This is a genomic window from Candidatus Dadabacteria bacterium (assembly GCA_009837205.1).
Taxonomy (GTDB): domain Bacteria; phylum Desulfobacterota_D; class UBA1144; order Nemesobacterales; family Nemesobacteraceae; genus Nemesobacter.
The window spans coordinates 24,088-46,282 of record VXTZ01000003.1 but is presented as its reverse complement, the minus strand read 5'-3'; the positions used below and the strand labels follow the sequence as shown (position 1 = coordinate 46,282).

The following is a 22,195-nucleotide window of genomic DNA, read 5'->3' as shown; positions in this document are numbered from 1 at the left end:
TAAACTAATACGAATTTCATGTTATCTTTATATGCTAGGCAAATTAAAAATCGAGGAATCTTAATGCACACAAAAACCCGCGCAAGCGCCGTGAAAATCTACCTGTTTTTCCTCTTTATTTCCTTATTCGCAGTTTCGGGATGCGGTCTGGATGTTGATTTCGGCGGAAGCGGGAACAATGGAAACGCCGATGTATCCCATGAAGAAACGATAGAGGGCACCATCAGGGATGTGCCGTCCGCTTACGAAGAAGCAAGCTTTGTCATAAAGGCATGTGTCGTGGAAAACGGGGATATACGAAACTGCGAAGTAAGAGCAATTGAAGAGGATATATTACAGGACGATAAATTTTCCCTAAAGGGAAATCTCGACCCGGAAGTTCAACTTCAGATTTTTGAGACCGGAGACGAATCTTCTCGAATCGGCTCGGGGAGAAGAAATGTTTTCCCCGGATCTGTGGTTAAAATTGGAGATATAGATATAAAGGATGATAAGGGGATATCTTACCGAGAAAAAGTCGAAATAACTTTCAATGGAGAAGTTGACATTGAAGGGAACAAAGATTGTACAGACGAAGACGATGAACTAAACGGAGAAATATTGATTAAGATATCAGCCGAGGGCAGTGAAACTGTAATAATAACCGTCAGACTGGATAATACGGGAATAGAGGGAGAAGATAACCCCAGATGTGATCAACTGGCTCCTGGGTGCGAGATAGAAATAAGAGACGGGGAACTGACGGATGAGCCCAGAACCGTAAGAGCAGTAGAACCGCTCCGCCTACTCTAAGAACCTCCGTTATCTTCCCTCCATGGTCATACGTGCCCTTTCCCTACCTTTATCCGTAAGAAAGAGCTTCCCGCCCGCAACAGCTATCTCCCCTTTGCGCTTCAGAAATTCGACCACTTTTGAGGCGAAATCAGCCGACCGGAACATGCCCCTGCTGTCGGGGTGGTTCTTTACCGCATCTCCTCTTTCTTGGTTGTAAAGACTCACGAGGAGCGAAGCCTCGGCAAAGTCCATCCTCTGTCTCCTTTTTTCTCTTATTATGCCGAAGAGTCCCCTTTGGGGAGCAAGGAGAAAAACCACGAGAAAAAACAACCCGCACACAAAAGCCATTGAACCCGCTATGTTAACGTCAAGCCAGTTGGCGACCCAGAACCCTGAAACGGCTGCCGAGATTCCAAAGACCACGCTCAGAAGAATCATCCTGAAAAGCGAATCCGTAAGAAGGTAGGCGCAGCAGGGCGGAATCACTATAAGCGCTATAACAAGTATCGAGCCCACCGCGTCAAACGCCCCGACGCATGTAAGCGACACAACAGCCATAAGCAGGTAGTGGATGAGCCGGGGACGGAATCCTATTGACGACGCAAAGCTCTCGTCAAAAGTCGACACCTTAAGCTCCTTATAGAAAAAGGAAATGAAAAGCAGGTTCAGAAGAAGAATCGAACCCATTACGTAAACCGACTTGGGTCCCAGGTCCATACCCGAGAGAATCAGGCGGTTAAAAGGAGCGAACGCTATCTCTCCGAGAAGCACGGAGTGGGTGTCAATATGCACGTTTCGCGCATACTTGGAAAGCAATATGACCGCCACGCTGAAAAGAAACGGGAAGACTATCCCTATCGACGCGTCCTTTTTGACCAGCCTTGCGCGGTTAACCGCCTTTATGAGCGAAATCGCAAGCACCCCGCTTGCGGCGGCTCCTATTATGAGAATCGGCGATGAAAGGTCCTTCACGAGAAAAAAAGCGAGGATTATGCCGAGCAGAATGGAATGGCTGATCGCATCGGTCATCATGGACATTCTTCTTAGAACAAGGAACGCCCCCGGTATGGCGCATGAAGCCGCAACTATGACGGCTACCAGCTGTATATCAAACTGATGCGGGCTCATCCGTTACTCCCCACCGGTGAAAGCTTTCTGATCTCGCGAATACCGCTTGGGGTGAGCCGCCAGTTCTCTTCCCCCGCTCTCTCCACGTGCCCCGCCTCCTGCAGTTGCAAAAGACTTTTTCGCACGTTAAACCCCTTCTCGCTTCCAAGCGCAAGCAGCTTCTCGGAATGCGCGTAGCCGGGGTCGTTATGCTCAAGAGCCAGATCGTGCAGGGCTTTTAAGACGTAATCCTTCTTTATCTCCCTTCTGCTCCTGGCGTCTTTGAATCTCAGGGTGAAAAACCCGTTCGGCGAGAAAAGAACCGAGAAAAAAGCGACGGCGCTCACGCAGACTATAACCGCGGGTCCCGTTGGCACGTTCTCAAGCCCGGCACTCAGCGCAACACCCGTTACGCCGGAGACGGCCGCTATCAAAGCCGCAAGAATCACCATCGAGCCCATACCGCCGGTCCACTGTCTGGCCGCAACCGCGGGGGCAATGAGCATTGAGCTCATAAGCACGACCCCTACTGTCTGCAGCCCGATCACTATCGCCGAAACTATGACGGCCGTAACAAGCAGGTCCAGAGACTTCATGGAAAAACCCATAGTGCCTCCGAAATCCGGATCGAAGCAAAGAAGTTTGAACTCTTTCCAGAAAAGTCCCACAACCAAAAGGGCGAAAAACCCCGTGACACCTATAACAAGAACGTCTTTTCCGACAAGCGCTTCCGCCTGGCCGAAAAGAAACTTATCAAGCCCCGCCTGGTTGGCATCCGGCATCTTCTGCGCGTAGGTAAGAAGAACAAGGCCAAGCCCGAAAAAGACAGAAAGCGCCATCCCCATCGCGCTGTCGGTTTTTACCCTCGAGTTGCTGGTAATCAGGTTGATCAGAAAAACCGCCAGGACGGCTGAGAGCGCAGCCCCGATAAAGATAGGCAGCTGTTCCTTTACTCCCATTATGAGGAAGGCAAGCACTATTCCGGGAAGGGCCGCGTGCGACATGACGTCGCCTACGAGGCTTTGCTTTCTAAGCACCGCGTAAGAGCCGACCACGCCGCTTACAATGCCCAGGGAAGCCGCTCCCAAGAGAATGGTCCTGGCCGTATAGTCAGAGAAAAGCTCAACAGCAAATTCAAGCATCACACTGCCCTTTTGGCCGATTTTCTTTCGGGGAAAAAGGAGGTCTTGCCTCCGTAAGCCTTCATGAGATTCTCGGAATTAAAGACCTCATCCACCCTCCCCGAGGCCACAAGCCCCACGTTCAGAATGGCGATTCGCTCGTAGTACTCGGAAACGGTGTTAAGATCGTGATGAACCGCAAGCACAGTCTTTCCCCCAGCGGCAAGCTCTTTCAGTATCCTGACTATCGCTTTTTCGGTCGTAGCGTCAACTCCCTGGAAAGGTTCATCCAGAAGGTAAACCGACGCGCTCTGAACAAGGGCTCTTGCGAGAAAAACTCTCTGCTGCTGCCCTCCGGAGAGCTGGCTTATCTGCCTCTGGGCAAACTCAAGCATATCGACTTTTTCAAGGGCGCTGAGCGCCTTTTCATGCTCCTTTTTTCCGGGACGCCTTATCCATCCCAAGTCTCCGTAACTCCCCATTTTCACCGTATCCACTACGGAGGTGGGAAAATCCCAGTCCACAGAACCTCTCTGGGGAACGTAACTCACTTCCTTCCTCTGTTTCTCGTAAGGTTTGCCGTGGATGGAGACGACTCCCGCAACGCGCGGAACAAGTCCCTGGATGGATTTTATCAGGGTTGTCTTGCCGGCGCCGTTTGGTCCCACGACGGCGACCATCGACCCGCTTGGAATCTCAAGGTCTATATCCCAGAGAACGGTCTTGTCGCCGTAAGCGACGGTAAGGTCCGTCACACGGACTGCCGGAACGGCCGGATTCTGCTCTCCGCTGCTCATTACCCATCTCCGGCGGCTTCGACTTTGGAATCGGCAACCTCGATACTGCGGCTGAGGGATTCCACGATAGTATCCACGTTGCTTCTGAACATCCCTATGTAGCTGCCCTCTTCTGTTCCCGGGCTCCCCATCGAGTCCGAGTAAAGACTGCCGCCTATCCGGACATCAAAACCTCTTGCCTTCACCGAGGCCCGAAGGGCACGCATGTATCTGGGAGAGATGGAAGTTTCAACGAAAACTGCCGGAATTTTTCGCTCGGCAACTACCCTTGAGAGATTCTGTATATCCGCAACGCTCGCTTCAGAATCGGTACTTATTCCCTGAAGCCCCATTACCTCAAATCCGTAACCTCTTCCGAAATAATTAAAAGCGTCGTGGGCCGTTATAAGCACCCTTCTTTCGTGGCGCAACAAGGCTATCTTCTTCTGTATGTAAGACTGTAAAAGGCTCAGTTCTTTGAGATAGGATTCGGCGTTCTGCTTGTAGATACCGGCGTTTTGCGGGTCGTAGAGTGAGAAAGCCTCCATGACAATCTTGGCCGCTTTTTTCCACAGAGTGACATCAAACCAGATATGCGGATCGTAGTATCCTTCGTATTCCTCGGGAGAAAGAAGCAGGGACTTGTCGATTCCCTCCGCGACGCCCACGGTGAATATGCCGCTTTTTTTCATCTGCGCAAGAACATCCGTAATCTTTCCCTCAAGGTGAAGGCCGTTATAAAAAATCATGTCGGCTCCGGCAAGCTTTTCCACGTCCCCGGCGCTCGCCTTGTAAAGATGCGGGTCAACCCCGGTTCCCATAAGCGAGACGACCTCCGCTTTTTCCCCGGCGACGTTCTTGACCAGGTCTCCGATCATAGCGGTGGTAGTAACCACTTTTATCGTGCCTTCTCTTTTTACGCTTCCGCTGCTTTCAGCGCAGGCTCCGCAGAGCACCAGCAGCGCAGAAAGCAGAAAGAACCTTATGCCCGTTATCATTCTCATTTTTTCCTCTCTCAGTTGTTCGCTTTCTCAACCAGTATGTACTTGGCAGCGTTTCGCCCTATGGGATATTCCTTCCCGGTCAGCTCAACGATTATGGGGCCCTTAAAAGGCTGCTTCGAAACAACCGTCATCTCGGTCTCGGGATAAAGACCTATCCCGCCCAGGTAACGAAGCAGTTCCGGGTCATGATCGCTCACTTCAACCACTCTCACCAAGGTATCCGGCTCCACATCCACAAGAGCGTCGCACTCCCTCACGATCATTGTGCCGTCTCGGCGCGGGATCGGTGAGCCGTGCGGGTCGGTGACAGGATAACCAAGAAACTTGTCGATCCTGTCTTCAAGATCCTCTGAGAGCACGTGTTCCCATTTCTCGGCTTCCTGGTGCACCTGGTCCCAGGGAACACCTAGCGCCTCCTTGAGGTAAAGCTCGATAAGCCGGTGATGTCTGATTATCTCAAGAGCTATTTTCCTGCCAGCGGGAGTAAGCTTCACTCCCTGGTAGCGCTTGTGGGTTATGAGCTTTTTCTCCGAGAGCTTTTTCACCATGCTCGTCACTGAAGCCGGAGACACGCCCAGTTTTTCAGAAAGCGCACTGGTCGAAACCTTTCCCTCGGAAGTCTCAACCTCGTAAATGGTCTTCAGGTAATCCTCTATTGATTGTGAAAGCATCTTTTTTTCTCTTTATCCCAGCAAAAGCCGCTTAAGATTCAGACAGGCAAAAAATTATTTTAGTCTTGTCTAAATTTGTTTTTAATTCTAGCAAAAACCTGTGTGCTGTCAAGGGGAAGTTCAGAGGTTATATTCAGCCGGGAGAAAATTCCCGGTTCCTTTGTTTCGCTCGCTCTATCTAAATATGTTTTCTCAGAAAAACGGCCGAGAACAAGACAAATGCTATCAAAAACAGGTTAAGCAAATTACTTTGAGGCGTATGGGTGGTTGCGGCAATTGCGCACCCTTCGTCATCTTCTTTGCAATATTCTGCGTTGTCGAGATAAATTCCTGAACCGACGATACGCCAAGACGGGGGAGTATCCGAAGGAGCAAAAGGTGGTGTTACGTCTATCACCTCAATATAGCCTTTCTTTATAGAGAAACCCGGGACTTCGTTTTTTTCAAGATAGCCCTCGTTGTTGTCCTCAAGAGTCTCGGGATGGTCCCAATGATATGTGACGAAACCGTGATTCCCCACTGCCAAATCTGCCAGGTCCCCGCTTCCATCTGTCACTGCATTGCGAAAAGCTTCCAGAATATTTGCTCCGTCGCACTGAATCGGGTCAGGGTCGGTTAATGAGACGCTTAGTCCATAGAGATGGAAATCGAGCCCGTTTATGACTGCGGTGCCGTCCTCGGGAGACAGCATGAAGGGATATATAGAACCCTCCCCGTAATCTCCTCTGGCAAGACAGCCTGTTGTACTGAGAGCTATCCGGACAGATTTTTCTCCGAGTTCTTCCTCCGCAGACTGTACCTGTTCCGGTGTGCTGCCCGGAACAAGCCCTGTGGCAATGGAGACGAGTCCGGGTTCATCTCTCAATAGCTGCAGTGCTATCCTGTCCTGGCGTGCCTTCAATCCCTCGGCAACTGCTTTCACATACTGTACAAGCGATTCTTCCTTCTCTTGCGGATCTTGTTCATCGTTAACCTGCTTTGCGGTAACAGGAAGGCTGAACAGGGGATCATTACAGTTAGGATTGTCCCTCTCGATTAGATTGTAGTCATCCCTTGCGTGATGGAAACCCACTACATTGATTGTACGGCCACCGGAGGAGAAGATGTCCACGCTCATTGCACATACCATTCTATCTTCTCCGTCATAGTGGTAATCTACGCATGTCGGTTCCTCGCTGTCGAGCAGAGTCTCCATGGTTGTGGTCGTCATGCCGTCTCCATTTCTAAACTCAAAGGAAGGAAAATATTTTTTGAAATGCAGGTCGGGATACAATCCATGGTTCACTATATATCCCTCGGGGTTTACAAGGATGGAGTAGACTTCACCATTATTGAAGACTCCCAGCTCTCTCGTCCGTTGTCCCAATATCACTAACTCTCTGGCTTGCTCCGGGCGACTAAGGTTTGAGTCCTCCTGAACCAGTGCGATGTGCTCTGCCAGGTGACGGGCCATTTTCTCTATGGAAGCCTCGTCTCCAACACCAACGTTTTCCACACTTATATCGAGGTCTGGACTATGGGAATAACCCCTGTATTCATGAGCGGACGCGTCGGTGCCGAATAAGAAACTAACACCAAGTGCAAAAAACAGACTTAAGAAAATCCCGTGTATTTTAATCTTCACGCTAATTACCTCTCCAATAATTTTTTTACCGAACTTAAATAACAATGACGGCCAACAGCCATTTTATTAAATCAAGGCTGAAGTTGAAATGCAATAAATACATGGGGAAAGGTCAAAGAACATTAAGCACGCGCTCTATGGAATGCAGGAGGGAAAATCAAAACCTAAGAGCTTGGTAGGATTCTATATAATTCGAAGTTTCAAAAAAAGTATTTATGGCTTAGAATAAGCCCTGTGGGGAAGGAGCATCATAAACGAATAAATCCCCTTGCGGGCGTGGCAGGTCTTGTCTGCCTCTTTCTCCTTATTTTTTCCTCATGTTTCACGACGGAAAACAAGGGAAATTATCCCGTTGGGACTGCTTTCAATGTACTCTACTCTTTCCCCCACGACCTGACTGCCTTCACTCAGGGATTTGTCTACAGAGATGGTTTTCTTTATGAAAGTACCGGGCTTTACGGAAACTCATCTCTTAGAAAGATCAACCCGGTCACGGGAGCAGTGTTTGTAAGGGTGAACCTTCCCGCGAGGTTTTTCGGCGAAGGTCTTACCATAATAGGCGACAGCATATACCAGCTCACCTGGAGGTCCAGACAGGGCTTCATATACGACAAAGAGAGCCTGCAGCAGAAAGGGTCGTTTACCTACTTCACCGAAGGCTGGGGACTTACAGACGACGGAACTCAACTCATAATGAGCGACGGAACCGAAAAACTGTATTTTCTTTCCCCTAGGAACTTCGGGATAACAAAAGTGTTAAGCGTAAAGGAGAATGGATCGGCAGTTACCATGCTTAACGAGCTTGAATATGTGGATGGAAAAATCTACTGCAACATATGGAACTCGGACGATATAGTGGTCGTAGATTCCTACAGCGGCATGGTGGAGAGACGGATAAACCTAGGGGAACTCAGGGAAAGACTCAGTTTCGCGCACGAGGCCGGAGTGCTAAATGGAATCGCCTGGAAATCCTCCTCCCGTACTTTCCTTATCACCGGAAAGAACTGGTCCGAGGTCTTTGAGATAAGATTCGCTTTCCCTTGAAGCAGAGACCTAAGCGGGTAGACTCATTTTCCCTTCTGTGTCCCCGTAGCTCAGTTGGATAGAGCGCAGGATTCCTAATCCTGAGGCCGCAGGTTCGAATCCTGCCGGGGACGCGCCAGCAAGAAACCCTATGAAAGAAGCTGCCTGAATATCATCCAGATGATCTTCACCCCGGCCATAAAGCTTCCCGTGATTGTTCCGGTTACCTTTGAAGTTCCTATTCTCTTCCTGTAACTCACCGGAATCTCGGTGCAGCGAAGTCCTTTCTTGGCGGCCTTTACCTGCATCTCAACCGTCCATCCGAAAGTCCTGTCTCTCATGCCAAGAGAAAGGAGCTTGTCGTATCTTACGGCCCTGAAGGGACCAAGGTCGGTAAAGCTCACTCCGTAAAACAGTTTTATAAGCCTAGTAGCCACGTAGTTGCCCACAAGGGCCTGGGGCAGAAGCGCCCCTTTCTGTCTTTCGCCGATGGTCCTTGACCCTATGACGAGATCGTATCCGTCCTCGATTATCGGTGAGACGAGGTTTTTCATTTCTCCCGGATAATCAGAATAGTCTCCATCCAAAAACACTATGATATCAGGTGGATACGAAGAACTTTTAATGTAATCTATCCCTGCAAGACATGCCTGCCCATACCCCCTCCTCTCTTCATCTATAACCGTAGCCCCGCAACCCGAGGCAACGCTTGCTGTGGAGTCGGTCGAGCCGTTGTTAACGACCACTGTCTCCGTAACGAGGTCCCGGGGAATATCCCCAATCACCTGCCCTATGGAGCGCTCTTCGTTAAGCGCCGGGATTATCACGACCGTTTTTTCCATGGAACTCTTATATGGAGACAAGCTCAACCTGCGGGATAAGAACTATGTGGCGCGAAAGCAGTGGTTTTTCGAATCTTGAGCGTATGGCTTCGCGGTAACCGTCCATCTGCTCTTCGTAAGCCTCACGGGCGTCTTCATTCATCGATTTTCTGTACTTGTAGTCGAAAAGACGCATTCCCCCATCCTCTTCCGTCAGAAGGTCTATTCTGCCCCTTCTCGAAGCACCCTCACCGGGATCAAAGACAAATTTAAGCTCTCTTCTGATTTCCCGAGCCTCGCCTATAAAGGAAAAGAGCTCGGACTCTAGAAAATTCGAGGAAAGTTCCAGCAGCAGTTCCTTCATATTCGGGTTTGAGACGAGGAATTCCCCCAGAACGAACTCAATCTCTTTCTCGGCCGTTTCCTCCCTGAAATCCCAGACCTCAAGGAACCTGTGCATTATGCTCCCCACTCTCTCCGGATCCTTTAAGCGGTCAGTAGGAGAAAACAGGTCTGGAAGCGGGGAGATCTCCACCCGCTTTGGCTTATCTTCCCTGCCGTATGTGGGTTCCATGTATTTAAGCCGTAAAGGAGTTTTCGTTTCCACGGATGGAGTATCCGAGGCTGAGTCAGGTTCTTCTGAAGCTTCTCCCTCGTAGAGACCCGGGAAAGAAATTCCCCATGTGTCGTCTGTAAATCCTTGCGGTTCCTCAAGACACCGGGAAGAGAGGGAGAGCTTCGAATCAATAAGTTCGGCGAAGCTTCCCTTTTCCACCTGGATCCGGTCTTCCTTGGCCAGACGGCGGCCGCTTAAGCATATGAAAAGTCTTTCCTTGGCCCGGGTCATGGCCACGTAGAGGTCTCTTCTCTCCTCCTCGGTTTCTTTTCTCTCGACGCGGGATTTAAGCTCTTCCCAGTTATCCGAAGAGGAGGCCGGATATCTGACTACAAAACCTTTTTCGATATCCGCCATCACCCTTTCAGACGGCACGACCCTTCTGTAGTTAGTGTTGCAGAGAAAAACGGTATGAAACTCAAGCCCCTTCGCCCCGTGAACCGTCATAAGCTTCACTACCCCGCTGTCGTCTGTTTCCTCAAAAACCTGCTCTTCTTCATAACTTCCGCGCATGGAATCAAAGTGCTCAACCACCTGGCAAAGCCCGTATCCCTTGTGTGAGACCAGATTCTCTGCCATCAGAAGAACTTTTTTGAGGTTGAGGTATTTGGCCTTGCCGTCCGGGAGCGCCAGAGCCGCGGAGGAATAACCAAGCCCGTTTACAGCAAAATCGACCGCCCCGAATGCATCTCCGTTAACGTATTCCCTTCTTTTTTCATCAAGAAAACGAAGGTATTGCCCGACCCTGGAGCCGTTTTCTCCTCCCCCTACCCGGAAATGGGAGAAAAGCTCGTCATCCGACGCCCCGAAATAAGGAGACCTGAGCACAGACGCCCAGGCCAGCAGGTCCTGAGGATCAAGCAGGTATCTGAGCATGGACATGACGTCCCTTACCTCGGGAAGATCGTAGAAACCGCGCCCTATGCGTGACTGGAACCTGATACCCTCCCGCGCAAGGGCCTTCTCGTAGACAGAGACGTTTGAAGACCTTCTGAACAGAAGAGCAATTTCTTCCGGAGATTCCTTCTGTACCTCCTTTATCCTCGACGCCACGGCGCGGGCCTCAAGTTCAATAGCCGCATCGGGCTTCGCTCCTTCGCACGCGATGATTTCCACCGAGATACCGGAACCACTCTTAGGTACGGGGGCTGTCATCTCTTCGTAATATCCTTTGGGAAAAGTGTCGGCGAAAAAAACATTGAAAAAGTCTATGAGACTGCCGCGAGAGCGGTAATTGGCCGCAAAGGATATCTTCTCGAAATCCCCGGCCTGAAGTATCTTCCCGAACGTCTCGGGCTCGGCCCCCCTGAAGCCGTAGATGGACTGGTTCACGTCACCGACCACAATAAGACTGCCTCTGGAGTCGCCGTCTGTGAGAAGGTTCATCAACCTGAGCTGAAGGGAATCGGTGTCCTGGAATTCATCAACTATAATAAACTTCAGGAAGTTTCTGTAATAGCCTAGTATTTCAGGATTTTTTTCGAGGAGTTCAATTGTGAGACGTATCATGTCCTCGTACTCTATTTTCTCCTCAAGGATTTTCCTCTGCCTAAGAAAACCATACGCGTCGCCCGATAAATCAAGATAGATAGAGTTGATTTCCGAATCATAATGTCCCATGACTGAAAAGACCGTATCAACAAGCGCAAGCCTCGACTGCTCAACCTCGGACTTTTTCATCTCATTTCTCGCCTCTTCGTAAACGGCTTTCAGGTAGCGGATATTTGGGTCAAGACCCAGAGTCATGTCTATTTTTCCGCTTAGGTCCTGAAGAGCCTGTTTTCTCCTCTCAGAACGGGACGAAAGAACGGAGATATAGTCCTCGATCCTCGCGCGAAGCCTTTTATCCATGGATTCAAGCGCTTCCGGGGGAGGCTTTTCGGGGCCGGGTCTCTCTCCGCAGTAGGAAAAAGGAGGTGTCATATGGAGCCTTGCCGCTTCTTTCAGTATCATCGCTATGATCTTCAGAATCTGAGCGTAATCATAAGATTCCATCTCGAGAAGCCTCTTCAGCTTTGGATCGTCTTCCCCGATCTTCATCAGAAGAAACTTGCCGATATTCTGTTCGTAAAAAGCGTCCTCTTCGGAACCTTCAATTACGGAGAAGTTAAGCGGAAGTCCTGAATCGAAGACGTTTTCCCTCAGTATCCCTGAGCAGAAGCTGTGGATAGTTCCTATGGGAGCGGAGAAGAACTTCCTGCGCCAACCCTCGGCTATATTCCCCCTGTGGCCGTAATCCTTGATATATCTCGTGATTTCGGAACTTATTCTGGATCTCAGTTCCGCAGCGGCGTTCTCCGTAAAGGTAACGGCCACAATTTGAGGAATATCCGCTTCTCCCCCTTCCAGAATCCCCAGATACCTAGCTATTATGGCTCTTGTCTTTCCCGAGCCCGCTCCCGCCCTGACCGCCACTTTTCTTGCCGGGCGAAGTATCAGGGACTGCTCTTCGTTAAGATCTAAGAAGTTGGAAACTTTCTCCATAGTTTATCCCCGCGAATGCCCGGTTCTCCTTACCACCCCGTCTTTTACCCTGCAAAGGTCAGCGTAATCACAGTAAGAGCAGGGACGACCCTTGGACATCTCGAGGTAGTGGGCTTCCTGGTTCTTCTCTTTTTTCCCCACATACGGAGGGAAAAAACCTTTTTTTATGTTCTCCACGTAGTACTCCGCAAGCGAAGCCGCTTCCTCCAGAGAAGGATCCCGGGAAGAAACGCTGTCTCCCGGTTTCCCGATTGAAAGATAGGAGCCTCTGGAGGGAACCGCCCCCTCTTCAGACAACGCTTTCAGGTAAAGGGGGATCTGGAGATTTTCAAAATCAAAATATTTTCTGCCTTTTACCCCTCCGATCTTGTAATCGACAACCGCGGCCTTTTTCTCGTCGTCTCTGTGGACGTCTACCCTGTCCACTTTTCCGCTGATTTCGGCATTCCCGATGCGGAACTTCACTTCTTTTTCAAAAAACCGGGGGATGAATTCATCTTTTCCGATTCTTTGAATCTCATCGGCGATGAAGTTCGGCAAAATGCAGTCAAAAAACCTTTTCTTCCCAATCTCAGCCACGTTCTTCGGCAGATGGGAGAAAACTCCCGGTCTCGTTTCGTGCTTCCTTCTGAGTCTCTCATAGACCTCGGCAACGCGGCTTGCATCAGGCCAGCCGGAACCCTCGGCGAAAACTGTCTCCATGAACTCCTTCAGTATCTCGTGGGCAAGTGAGCCAAGGTCAAGCTGCGACGCCTTTTGTTCCTCGGGGTCCTCGACCTTTCCCAGTTTCAGCACTTCCTTCGAAAAATACATGAAGGGGCATGTCCCGTAGGTCTCAAGCCTTGTGGGTGAAAAAGTGTCCGGTCGCGGAGGGGCGTTTCGGAGAACCCCTTCGAAGTCCGTGTAATCACCCTCAAGCTCGAGTCTTTTTCTCTCAGCGGAGATGCCATCTGAGAGATAACCGACCATATCCGAACCGTAGTGCTCTCTTATAACCTCCACAAGCTCCGGGGCGACATCCGATGTTCCCGAGGGTGAAAAACAGTGAAACAGGGCATCTTCCCCCGAGAATATCTCTCCCGGTTCCGAGAAGCTCTCAGAGCGTCGCGCCTGAGGGGAGATCCCCGCCTCCTCAAGAAAATCAGAGCGGTTTACATCCCTTGACTTCTGGTCGTAGCGGAAGCAGGAAAAAAACACTTTCTCGGAAGCTGCGGCGCCAAGGGTAGAGAAAAGATGCTTTTCCTTTTCGTAATGAAGACCTTCCTCGTCAAAAACTCTTTTTTTTAGCACCCGGTTTATTTCCGCCTTCTCCCTGGGCTTAAGCACGGGATCCGCGGGAAGAGCGGAAGGAAAAGAAGTGTCCGAAAGGCCGACCAGAAAAAGAAACTTCGGGTTTATTCCGCGGGCCGCGGAGAAATCGGTAACGCTCACCCTTTCCGAATCGCCGTCGCAGGGGGTTTTATAGGGAACCGTCCTCTCTCCCATGAACTCATCCAGAAAAAGAAGGTACTCTCCAGGGTCTGGAACCCGGAAATCAAACTCTCCGTAAGAGAAGGAAAGCTCCCTTAGAAAAGAGAAGAACTCATCGAAACACTCCCTGGTGGTCTGATTTCTCTCTATAAGCAGTGCCGAATTCTCAGAAACCCTGAGTTCTGAGAAAATCTTTCTAAGATCAGAAGTCATCGCTGAAAAAGTTCTTCTGCCGAACTTTGACGATACGGAATCAAGCGCCATGTCTATATCACGGGCGACTGAGGAGAGCTGGGCGTCCCGCTCCACTATGTGTTCGAGAACCCTCTTCCAGCCCGAGATACCGCTTATGGTTCTGTATTTCCTGTCTTCGGAAGAAACGCTTGCGGAGGAAATCTCCTTTACAAGGTTGGTGCAGCACTGCGAGAACTCAGACTCTCCCAGATAGAGAGAAAAAAGCGGGTTGCGAAGAAGTCCGATCAGGTCGTTTCTGTGAAAATTGCCTGACTTGAGGCGAAGAATATCGCCCGCGAGGCGCCCGTATACGCTCCCCGCCAGGGTTCCGGAGTTTCTGAGGTCAACCGCGACTCCGTTTTTCTCGAATATATGTGCTATGGACTGACCTCTTTTCTGCGATGACCTGACGAGAACCTTAAAATCAGAAGCTTTGTGTCCCTCATCAACAATGAGCTTTTTGATCTTTCTTGAGACGTACTCGATCTCATCGTGAGAGTCCCGGAACTCATTGAACTCGCTTTGCGTCCTGGTTGCCGGAATTTCGTCTGTTATTGCGGAATCTTCTTCACAGGCCACGGAAGCTTCGCTGAATCTGCCCAGAAAACAGTCTCTGTATTCATCCAGATCGCCGAAGTCGCTTACGAAAAAGAAAGTTTCCGGAACCGCCGAGGAAAGGCCTTTTATCACGTCAAGTTCGCAGAGAGTAAAATCGGAGAACCCGAAGATAACAAGCTTTCTTGCAGACGGGAAAAACGGCGTAAGCCCTTCCCTCTCCAACTCTTCTGAAACGACACGGACAGAATCCGCATCGTCAAGAAAATCTCTCTCGGTGATAAGCGCCTCGTATTTTTCGTAAACAAGCCCTGTATCCGAGAGTTTCTTCTTCAAGCTCCGCGCCTTGATTGTTCTGGCAGACCCGACAAGCTCCCTTGCGGCAATCTTGCTTTGCTTCAGTTTCGAAATAATCAAAGCCGTGGCGTTTAGAAAATCCCGGTTCTGCGAGAATTCCCCGAAAACCTCAAGGTTCCCCGAGACCGACTCCGCCGCTTTTCTGGTTATCGATAAGGTCTGGGTTCTCGATATCCTTTTCTTCTTCAGGTTTGGGGATGCTTCGTTTACAAAATCCGAGAGTTCATTAAACGTAAGCAGGTTTTTTCCCCACACACCTACGCCAGAGTAGCAATCTTCTATTTCCTGCACAACCGAGACCCCCGGAAGAAGGAAAAGGGTTGTCTCATCACTTGGGTTAAGTCCGTATTTTTTGAAAAGATCTTTAAAAGTGAATTCTTTAGGGTGATAGATAAGCTTCATCTAGTATGAATTCGGGACTCTTGAAGGTCCAAATAACGCTTCAAACTGGTTGGGCGTTTCCACTTTTGGGACATTTCTTTATCTCTTCTTGAGCAGTCAAAAATTCCAGAACGCGCTTCACAGCCCGCTTGGTCGTTTCCTCGCAAATTCCCAACTCTTTAAGGAAATCCTCAAAAAGCATTCCAGCTTTTCCCTTTTTAATATCCGCAGTCATTTTAACCGCCTTGAGTTCGAAAATTCTCTTGAGCCAGGGTTCTAAGCCACTCCGCCAGTTCCCTTTCGTCAATAAAGCCTTGGGCGGCTTTAATCATCATGTCACCAGCTTCCGCCGTGTCAAAATCCAACTCTATACCGTTTATAGTCAAGCAAGTATCCATTGCCTTAAATGCTGTTCTCTTATTACCGTCATTAAACGCATTACCAACAGCAATACAACATGCATAACAGGCAGCAAGTTCAAACACATCCTCAATCAACCCGTAGGCGATGCGGTTGTCGACACGTGCCAAAACTGATTCTATATACTTGTTCCGGGCCACGCCTTGCAATTCGTCAGGTCTAATGATCTGCTCGTGCATGGCAACCACCTTCTCGGGTGATAAATATTTCATGCCTATTTATCTTTCAGGTAATCCAAGATTGGTTGTATCTTGTCTTTGCGTTTTGCAATAGCAGCATCAACCTCATCAGAATCAGCAAGCTCAAAGCTGATTTTATGTACAGCGGAAGCAGGCACAAAATAACCTTCAAGCTTATTGCGATTTAATATGGCAACGGGTTTGCCACCGGCTTTCCTAATCACGTTCTTGGGATCACGAAATTCGGTTAATGAAGCGGTTTTATTAGTTAGTAAGTCCTCCATAACTACCTCCTGTCTCGTGCTTCAAGTATACGGAACTCCGCCTAAAATGTCAATTAAATGTATACCTAGATGCATATTTAGATATCTTTTAAGAAGAATTTTTCTCTACAGGCAGGTCTTCTAGCGCTTCCGGAATCTCCTGAAGAATATGGATCTTCTTCGCCTTCATGATGTTCTTGCGCTTGGAAAGAAAATATCTTTTATGCTTGCTGTAGCGACCCCAGATCCTTACTCTGCTCCCGTTCTCAATGCCTTCCACGAACCCTCTTGCGTAAATGTTTATTCCTTTTTCCGGATCGTCTTCGAAAAACTGAAACAGGGTGAACTTCCTTCCGTTCGCCATCTTCTTGAACTCCAGTTCACCCACCTGCCCCTCAAGGGTAAATATTTTCCTGTCAAATTCATCCCGGGAGGAAAGAACCTGCGAGATGGTTACAGCCGGCGGTTTAAGTTCTCCGATATTGGTATAGGTCTTGTAACCCTCTTCTTTTCCGTAAGAAGAAACCGGAATCGCCAAAAAAAGCAGAAAAACTAAAAGAATTTTCCTCATTATTCAAATTTCCGCCGAAAATACTCTACATAGTCAAACTGCTATCCGGGCCCATGGCCTAGGAAGTCGGCTTTGTCATCGACAGCGGATCAAGAACCCTGTCAAGTTCCTCGTCTGAAAGCACTCCCTTTTGCCTGGCAACTTCCCTTACGGTGCTCCCCGAAGCGTAGGCTTCCTTCGCAATCGCAGCCGCGTTGTCATAACCTATGATCGGCGCTAGGCTGGTGCACATGGCGAGGCTCTGCTCGATGGTTTCCCCGCAGCGCTCTTCATCCGCCTCTATCCCGGAGATGCACTTGTCGACAAACACGGTGCATACCCTCGAGAGAAGCCTTATCGACTGAAGGAGATTGTCCGCCATCATTGGCATCATCACGTTGAGCTCGAAATTCCCCGACTGCCCTCCGATCGTTATCGCCGCGTCATTGCCGATCACCTGGGCCGCGACCTGTGTAACCGACTCGCCGATCACCGGGTTAACCTTCCCGGGCATAATGGACGAACCAGGCTGTATCGCAGGCAGAAGGACCTCTCCGAAGCCGCAGCGCGGGCCGCTTCCAAGCCACCGTATGTCATTTGCTATCTTGATGAGGCTCACGGAGACCGTCTTGAGTGCTCCGCTTGCCTGGACAACCGCGTCCTTTGACGCCTGGGCCTCGAAGTGGTTTTTAGCCTCCCTGAACTTAACCCCCGTAGCCTCGGTTATCCTCGCCGCCACCTGTTTTCCGAAATCCTTGTGGGTGTTTATCCCCGTGCCGACCGCGGTCCCTCCTATGGCAAGTTCTGAAAGGTCGGTTCTTGTCCTCTTTAATCTCGAGATCCCGTGATCAACCATGCTCGCGTACCCGCTGAACTCCTGACCGAGCCGTATAGGGGTAGCGTCCATAAGGTGGGTGCGCCCTATCTTTACTATGTGATCAAACTCCTTTGCCTTTTTCGAGAGCGCGTCGCGAAGATACTCAAGCGACGGTATGAGGTCTTTTTCTATCGCTTCAAGGGAAGAGACATGCATGGCCGTGGGGATCACGTCATTGCTTGACTGACCCATGTTCACATGGTCGTTCGGATGCACCCGGGTCTTTCCCTTAAGTATCTCGGTCGCCCTGTTGGCTATCACTTCATTCGTGTTCATGTTTGTCGAGGTGCCTGAACCCGTCTGAAAAACGTCCACCACGAAATGATCGTCAAGCTTCCCGTCGACAACCTCCTGCGCGGCTCTCGCTATGGCCCGCGCGGCACCCTTCTTCAAGAATCCGAGTTCTGCGTTTGTATGCGCGGCGGCCAGTTTCACAAGACCCATCGCCCTTATGAATTCCCTTGGAAGAGTGCGTCCGCTCACGGGAAAGTTCTCAACCGCCCTTGCCGTCTGCGCCCCGTAATAAGCGTCCGAGGGAACTTTCATCTTTCCCATCGAGTCGGATTCCACCCTGTATTTCGTCTTAGCCATTTAAGATTCCCTCCAAATGATTGTCAATTTCAGTCAGGGAATTTATTATGCCACAAACAAAACCGGTTTCATAAGAAGGAGGGCCTTCTTCGGAACTCTAGCATGAGGCTGAAAACGGAAGGGATCAGAAACAGGGTGAAGACCGTGGAGAGAACAAGTCCGCCGACCACGACGCTTCCAAGGCCCTTGTAAAGCTCAGAGCCTTCCCCCGGGGCAAGCACAAGGGGAAGCATGCCGAATACGCTCGTGAGGGTGCTCATGAAGATCGGCCTTATCCTCACCCTTACCGATTCGCGTATGGCCTCCTGCTGTTCCATGCCCGCCCGGATGTTGTTAAGCGCTTGGTGGACTATGAGTATGGCGTTGTTAATGACTATCCCTATGAGAATAACAAAACCCAGCATCGTCAGTATATCAAGCGGCTGGTACGTGAACAGGTTAAGGATAAAAAGCCCTAGAAACCCTCCGAGGGAGGCAAACGGAACCGTGATCAGGATAACAAGCGGATGGAGAAAACTCCCGAAAAGAGCCGCCATCAGCAGAAACGATATCATCACGGCCAGAAGAAAGTTCCACTGAAGCGCGTCTTTTGCCGTTGCGAGCTTGTCCGCTGTCCCGGCAAGGACAAAACCGGTCCGCTCCCCCACCTGGCCGCTTTGCTGAAGCACGGAGATTATATCGTCGTTAACGGTCTCTATCGCCTCCTCAAGCGCAATTTCCTCGGGAGGAGTTATCTGTATCGTTATCACCCTTTGTCTTTCGTAGTGATTTATCTGCTCCGGGCCGCTCTCAAGACTGACCCTGGCCAGGGCTCCCACGGTAACCACCTGCCCGCTCGGAGAAGTGATCATTATGTTCTCTATATCCTGGGTTCTCTCGGAGAAATCCTGCTCCGCCCGCAAGACTATGTCGACCTCCTGTCCCTCGAGGTTAAAATCGCTTGCCTGGACTCCGTCTATCAGGGATCTCACGGTAAACCCGAGCTCGCTGTTGGTGATCCCGACCCGAGAAGCCGCCTCCCGCTCAGTAACGATCCTGAGCTCGGGGTTTCCGAGATCAAGGCTCGGAATCGGTCTTATCTGCGCCCCGGGCATGCTCTCCATGGACATGAAAAACACGCTCCTAGCGGTCTTCAGTATCTCGTCCAGATCATCTCCCGTGACGTTAACATCTATCGACCTCCCCTCGCCTATGTTGGCGTTAAAGATGCTGGGCTGAATTATCACTCCGAACGTTCCCGGGACCTTGGACAGGGCCTGTTGAAGAACGGGAAAAAGTTCCTTGAGTTCCTTTCTGTTCTCGGCGACCGCGCCCATGAAAATCTGTTTTCCCCTCGCGACGTAGAAGAAATTCTTTATCCGCGGGAGATCTTTCCCGGTCGCGGTCTTTCCGTTCATGTAGGGTTCGAAATCAGCCTCGAGCTGCTTTCCGATGGCAGTATATTCCTCGACATTGTATCCGGGAGGCGGGATAAGTATCCCGAAAAGCAGGTTCCTGTTCCCCGTGGGAAGATACTCGGTCTTGGGAAAGACGGCGATTATAAGCACTATTGACAAGAGGGTGAAGGAACCCACGAGAACCGCTCTTTTCCTGACGCTTGTCATTATCTCCTCGGTAAAGCGGTTTATAAATTCTGAGACCCTTCCCGCGAAACCGAACAGCCGCGACATGATATGAAGGCGCTCAAGAGATTCCGCGCCCTTCGCGGAGAGGTACTTTGAAGACGCAGACGGTATGACGGTTATGGAAACAAGAAGACTAAGTATGACGGAGACGCTGATCGCTATGGCTATGTCGCGAAACAGCTGTCCCGTCTGCTCCTGAATGAACATGATCGGAATGAACACGGCGGCCGTGGTGAGGGTGCTTGCAAGCACCGCCCCCCAGACCTCGGTCGTGCCGTCATAGGCTGCCTTCATCCTCGATTTTCCCATCTGCATGTGGCGGTACACGTTTTCAAGAACCACGATCGAGTTATCTATGACCATGCCGACGGCGAAGCTCATCCCCGCAAGACTGACCACGTTTAAGGTGCGCCCGAGCGCCTCGAAAACTATGAAAGTCCCTATGACGCTTGACGGTATGGCGATTGCCACAATTATCGTGCTGCTCGCGCTTCTAAGGAAAAGAAGAAGAACCGTTATGGCGAGCACACCGCCTATAATAAGATTTCCCCTAACGAGCTTTATCGCGTTTTTTATGTACCCGGTCTCTTCGTAGACATTCCGGAGGCGAAGTCCGTTTTCCTTGAGGACTCCCTCATTCAGTTCCTCAACGGCCGCAAAGATGCCCTCTTTAACCTCTATTGAGTTCGCCCCGCTTTCGCGAAGCACGTTAACGGCGATGCAGGGCTCTCCGTTCTGCCTCACGGTGTAGCCCGGATCCTCGTACCCGAGGCGGATAGTGGCAACATCCCTCAGGTAAACGGGAAGACCGCTTTGCGCGGTAGCCACTACTATGTTTTCTATGTCCCGCGTGGTTCTGTACTCTCCGACAGTTCGAACGAGATACTGCCTTTTACCCTCGTTAAAGGAACCGGCGCTGAAATTCTCATTCTCCCTGTCAATGGAGGCGGCAAGCCCAGCTATCGTAATATTCCTCTTGGCAAGCGCGGCGGGGTCGAAAAGAACCTCTATAAGCCGTTCCCTTCCGCCGAACACGTTTGAGGCCCCGACTCCGGGAACCCTCTCAAGCCTGGTGCGGATTATCTCATCCGCGAAATCGTAGTAGAGATTTATATCAGCGGGACTGTCAGGAAGAGGCTTCAGGATAAACCACGCCATGGCGTTTGCCCTGGGATCGACGGTGGTTATCACGGGCCGCTCGACCTCGTCCGGGTATTCCTTTACCTGGTCAAGCCTGTTCGACACCTTGACCACCTTGGAGTCAATGTCGGCGCCAACTTCAAACTCGAGTATTACCTCGGAGGAGTTCTCCGAGCTCTCGCTGTCAAGCCTTCTGAGTCCCGTTATTCCCCTGAGCTCGTCTTCCTGCTCGTTTACCACCTCGCTTTCCATCTCAAAGGGGCTTGCCCCTCTCCAGAAGGTGCTCACGGTAACCCTGAGCGTCTCGACGTCCGGGGTAAGCTGAACGGGAATTCTAAAGAGCGAGATAACCCCGAAAATAACAAGGAATATAACGCCGACGGCTACGGTTACGGGATTTTTTATAGAGGTCTCGACAAGATTCATTGCTCTATGGTGTCAGTGATCCTGACTTTCTGCATGGACATGAGTCTCTCGTTTCCTCTCACGACCACGCTCTCGCCTACGCTTATTCCCCCTTCAACGTGAGTGAAGCCCTCATACCAGCCCTTTTCTTCCACCGGCACAGAGTGCGCAAGTCCTTCCCTCACGACAAAAACCATGGTGCCCTGGGGAGACCTGACTATGGAATCTTTCGGTACGAGCTTTATTTTCTCGGTTTCGCCGATCCTTACCATGAGTATGGCCGAAGCTGAGGATTTTATCGTATGATCGGGATTCTCAAGCACCACCCTTACCGGAAAGGATACGGTTCTCGGGTCCGCGTCCGGGATGACTGAAGAGATCTCTGCAGGAATGGTAAGCCGATTGTGAGAGGGCAGTATGACTTCAACCTCCATGCCCTCGCTTATGTCATCTACGTACCTCTCGGGCACCCCAGCCATTACCTCTATCGTGTCTATGTCCACAAAGGAAACCACCTTGTCCCCGAGACCTAACCACTGTCCCGCTTCGGCGTGGTGCTTAGTCACGTAGCCGTTAAAGGGGGCGGCTATCCTCGACGCCGCAAGATCGTATTCGGCGATTTCGATGCGGCTTTCGAGGCTGAGCAGCCCGGCCTGAGTGGACTCCCTCTGGGTCCTTGCCCTGTCAAAATCTCCATCAGAAATAATTCCCTTGTCGTAAAGCTCTTTCATCCTTGCAAAATCTTTTTCCGAAAGCTCGGCCCTCGCAAGGGCTTCCTTTCTCTCGTTCTTAAGCTGCTCAAGGGCAAAGCGGATCTTGTCGTTCTTTATCTCGGCGAGGGTCTCACCCTTTTTTACGTACTGGCCCTCCTCGGCGTTCATTTTCCCGACTACTCCTTCGACCTCGCTTGATATGGTGGATTTTCTCGCAGGAAAGGTTGCGCCGACAAGCCTGAGGGGCTTCTTCACCTCCCTCTCGACAACCGCGGATACCACCACTGGAGCGTCGGGAGGCTGGGCGAGCGAGAGCCCGGGGAAAAAACAGACAGCTAAAAAAAGCATTAAGACTGTTATTCGCATAACCACGGCTTCATTCTCCATATATCAAACATCCATTTCAGAATAACC

17 protein-coding genes and 1 tRNA gene are annotated in these 22,195 nt (G+C 50.5%); 3 read left to right on the top strand and 15 right to left on the bottom strand.

Annotation, left to right across the window (positions count from 1 at the left end):
• Positions 1-63 precede the first annotated feature (63 nt).
• Positions 64-792 (top strand): hypothetical protein, encoded by a 729-nt coding sequence (locus F4Z13_00300; GenBank protein ID MXZ47685.1) that lies wholly within the window; start codon positions 64-66, stop codon positions 790-792.
• 9 nt (positions 793-801) lie between these two features.
• Here the strand turns inward: F4Z13_00300 and F4Z13_00295 are convergent, their stop codons facing one another.
• The 6 genes from F4Z13_00295 to F4Z13_00270 all read right to left on the bottom strand — a co-directional run bounded on the left by F4Z13_00295 (position 802) and on the right by F4Z13_00270 (position 7,077).
• Positions 802-1,902: a metal ABC transporter permease gene (locus tag F4Z13_00295; GenBank protein MXZ47684.1), complete on the bottom strand. Its 1,101-nt coding sequence runs from the start codon at positions 1,900-1,902 to the stop codon at positions 802-804.
• The gene (locus F4Z13_00290) at positions 1,899-3,023 is read right to left on the bottom strand and encodes a metal ABC transporter permease (protein MXZ47683.1); all 1,125 of its coding nucleotides are present in this window, start codon (positions 3,021-3,023) and stop codon (positions 1,899-1,901) included. Before F4Z13_00290 ends, F4Z13_00295 begins: the two co-directional genes overlap by 4 nt.
• Positions 3,023-3,799 (bottom strand): metal ABC transporter ATP-binding protein, encoded by a 777-nt coding sequence (locus tag F4Z13_00285; protein MXZ47682.1) that lies wholly within the window; start codon positions 3,797-3,799, stop codon positions 3,023-3,025. The genes F4Z13_00290 and F4Z13_00285 overlap by 1 nt, the downstream gene beginning before the upstream one ends.
• Entirely contained in the window at positions 3,799-4,782 is a 984-nt protein-coding gene (locus F4Z13_00280; GenBank protein ID MXZ47681.1) for a manganese transporter, read from the bottom strand. Before F4Z13_00280 ends, F4Z13_00285 begins: the two co-directional genes overlap by 1 nt.
• Before the next feature lie 11 nt (positions 4,783-4,793).
• Entirely contained in the window at positions 4,794-5,453 is a 660-nt protein-coding gene (locus F4Z13_00275) for a metal-dependent transcriptional regulator (protein ID MXZ47680.1), read from the bottom strand.
• A 178-nt stretch (positions 5,454-5,631) separates the two neighbouring features.
• Positions 5,632-7,077: a hypothetical protein gene (locus F4Z13_00270; protein ID MXZ47679.1), complete on the bottom strand. Its 1,446-nt coding sequence runs from the start codon at positions 7,075-7,077 to the stop codon at positions 5,632-5,634.
• Between the two features lie 180 nt (positions 7,078-7,257).
• On the opposite strand from F4Z13_00270, the gene F4Z13_00265 reads away from it, so the two are divergent.
• The gene (locus F4Z13_00265) at positions 7,258-8,121 is read left to right on the top strand and encodes a glutaminyl-peptide cyclotransferase (GenBank protein ID MXZ47678.1); all 864 of its coding nucleotides are present in this window, start codon (positions 7,258-7,260) and stop codon (positions 8,119-8,121) included.
• Positions 8,122-8,160: 39 nt separating this feature from the next.
• Positions 8,161-8,234: transfer RNA gene (locus tag F4Z13_00260), tRNA-Arg, on the top strand.
• A 15-nt stretch (positions 8,235-8,249) separates the two neighbouring features.
• Here F4Z13_00260 and F4Z13_00255 read toward each other — a convergent pair.
• From F4Z13_00255 to F4Z13_00215, 9 genes are all read right to left on the bottom strand, one after another.
• On the bottom strand, positions 8,250-8,942 hold the full coding sequence (locus tag F4Z13_00255; GenBank protein MXZ47677.1) for a glycosyltransferase family 2 protein: 693 nt from the start codon (positions 8,940-8,942) through the stop codon (positions 8,250-8,252).
• A gap of 7 nt (positions 8,943-8,949) precedes the next feature.
• Positions 8,950-12,021, bottom strand: coding sequence for an AAA family ATPase (locus F4Z13_00250; protein MXZ47676.1), 3,072 nt, complete (start codon positions 12,019-12,021; stop codon positions 8,950-8,952).
• Between the two features lie 3 nt (positions 12,022-12,024).
• A complete protein-coding gene (locus F4Z13_00245; protein MXZ47675.1) occupies positions 12,025-15,039 on the bottom strand; it encodes a hypothetical protein in 3,015 nt (1,004 codons plus the stop codon).
• Positions 15,040-15,254: 215 nt separating this feature from the next.
• Positions 15,255-15,650 (bottom strand): type II toxin-antitoxin system death-on-curing family toxin, encoded by a 396-nt coding sequence (locus F4Z13_00240; protein MXZ47674.1) that lies wholly within the window; start codon positions 15,648-15,650, stop codon positions 15,255-15,257.
• 2 nt (positions 15,651-15,652) lie between these two features.
• On the bottom strand, positions 15,653-15,901 hold the full coding sequence (locus F4Z13_00235) for a hypothetical protein (GenBank protein ID MXZ47673.1): 249 nt from the start codon (positions 15,899-15,901) through the stop codon (positions 15,653-15,655).
• An 88-nt stretch (positions 15,902-15,989) separates the two neighbouring features.
• Positions 15,990-16,451 carry a hypothetical protein gene (locus tag F4Z13_00230; protein MXZ47672.1) on the bottom strand — a complete coding sequence of 154 codons (462 nt, stop codon included), beginning with the start codon at positions 16,449-16,451 and terminating at the stop codon, positions 15,990-15,992.
• A gap of 58 nt (positions 16,452-16,509) precedes the next feature.
• Positions 16,510-17,898: a class II fumarate hydratase gene (locus tag F4Z13_00225; GenBank protein MXZ47671.1), complete on the bottom strand. Its 1,389-nt coding sequence runs from the start codon at positions 17,896-17,898 to the stop codon at positions 16,510-16,512.
• A 68-nt stretch (positions 17,899-17,966) separates the two neighbouring features.
• Positions 17,967-21,089, bottom strand: coding sequence for an efflux RND transporter permease subunit (locus tag F4Z13_00220; GenBank protein ID MXZ47670.1), 3,123 nt, complete (start codon positions 21,087-21,089; stop codon positions 17,967-17,969).
• On the bottom strand, positions 21,086-22,168 hold the full coding sequence (locus F4Z13_00215; GenBank protein ID MXZ47669.1) for an efflux RND transporter periplasmic adaptor subunit: 1,083 nt from the start codon (positions 22,166-22,168) through the stop codon (positions 21,086-21,088). The genes F4Z13_00220 and F4Z13_00215 overlap by 4 nt, the downstream gene beginning before the upstream one ends.
• Positions 22,169-22,195 lie beyond the last annotated feature (27 nt).

Coding starts and splice junctions, on each gene's coding strand:
- F4Z13_00245 (MXZ47675.1), bottom strand. CDS start 15,039: ATGAAGCTTATCTATCACCCTAAAGAATTCACTTTTAAAGATCTTTTC.
- F4Z13_00300 (MXZ47685.1), top strand. CDS start 64: ATGCACACAAAAACCCGCGCAAGCGCCGTGAAAATCTACCTGTTTTTC.
- F4Z13_00290 (MXZ47683.1), bottom strand. CDS start 3,023: ATGCTTGAATTTGCTGTTGAGCTTTTCTCTGACTATACGGCCAGGACC.
- F4Z13_00285 (MXZ47682.1), bottom strand. CDS start 3,799: ATGAGCAGCGGAGAGCAGAATCCGGCCGTTCCGGCAGTCCGTGTGACG.
- F4Z13_00295 (MXZ47684.1), bottom strand. CDS start 1,902: ATGAGCCCGCATCAGTTTGATATACAGCTGGTAGCCGTCATAGTTGCG.
- F4Z13_00215 (MXZ47669.1), bottom strand. CDS start 22,168: ATGGAGAATGAAGCCGTGGTTATGCGAATAACAGTCTTAATGCTTTTT.
- F4Z13_00250 (MXZ47676.1), bottom strand. CDS start 12,021: ATGGAGAAAGTTTCCAACTTCTTAGATCTTAACGAAGAGCAGTCCCTG.
- F4Z13_00220 (MXZ47670.1), bottom strand. CDS start 21,089: ATGAATCTTGTCGAGACCTCTATAAAAAATCCCGTAACCGTAGCCGTC.
- F4Z13_00255 (MXZ47677.1), bottom strand. CDS start 8,942: ATGGAAAAAACGGTCGTGATAATCCCGGCGCTTAACGAAGAGCGCTCC.
- F4Z13_00225 (MXZ47671.1), bottom strand. CDS start 17,898: ATGGCTAAGACGAAATACAGGGTGGAATCCGACTCGATGGGAAAGATG.
- F4Z13_00240 (MXZ47674.1), bottom strand. CDS start 15,650: ATGAAATATTTATCACCCGAGAAGGTGGTTGCCATGCACGAGCAGATC.
- F4Z13_00275 (MXZ47680.1), bottom strand. CDS start 5,453: ATGCTTTCACAATCAATAGAGGATTACCTGAAGACCATTTACGAGGTT.
- F4Z13_00230 (MXZ47672.1), bottom strand. CDS start 16,451: ATGAGGAAAATTCTTTTAGTTTTTCTGCTTTTTTTGGCGATTCCGGTT.
- F4Z13_00235 (MXZ47673.1), bottom strand. CDS start 15,901: ATGGAGGACTTACTAACTAATAAAACCGCTTCATTAACCGAATTTCGT.
- F4Z13_00280 (MXZ47681.1), bottom strand. CDS start 4,782: ATGAGAATGATAACGGGCATAAGGTTCTTTCTGCTTTCTGCGCTGCTG.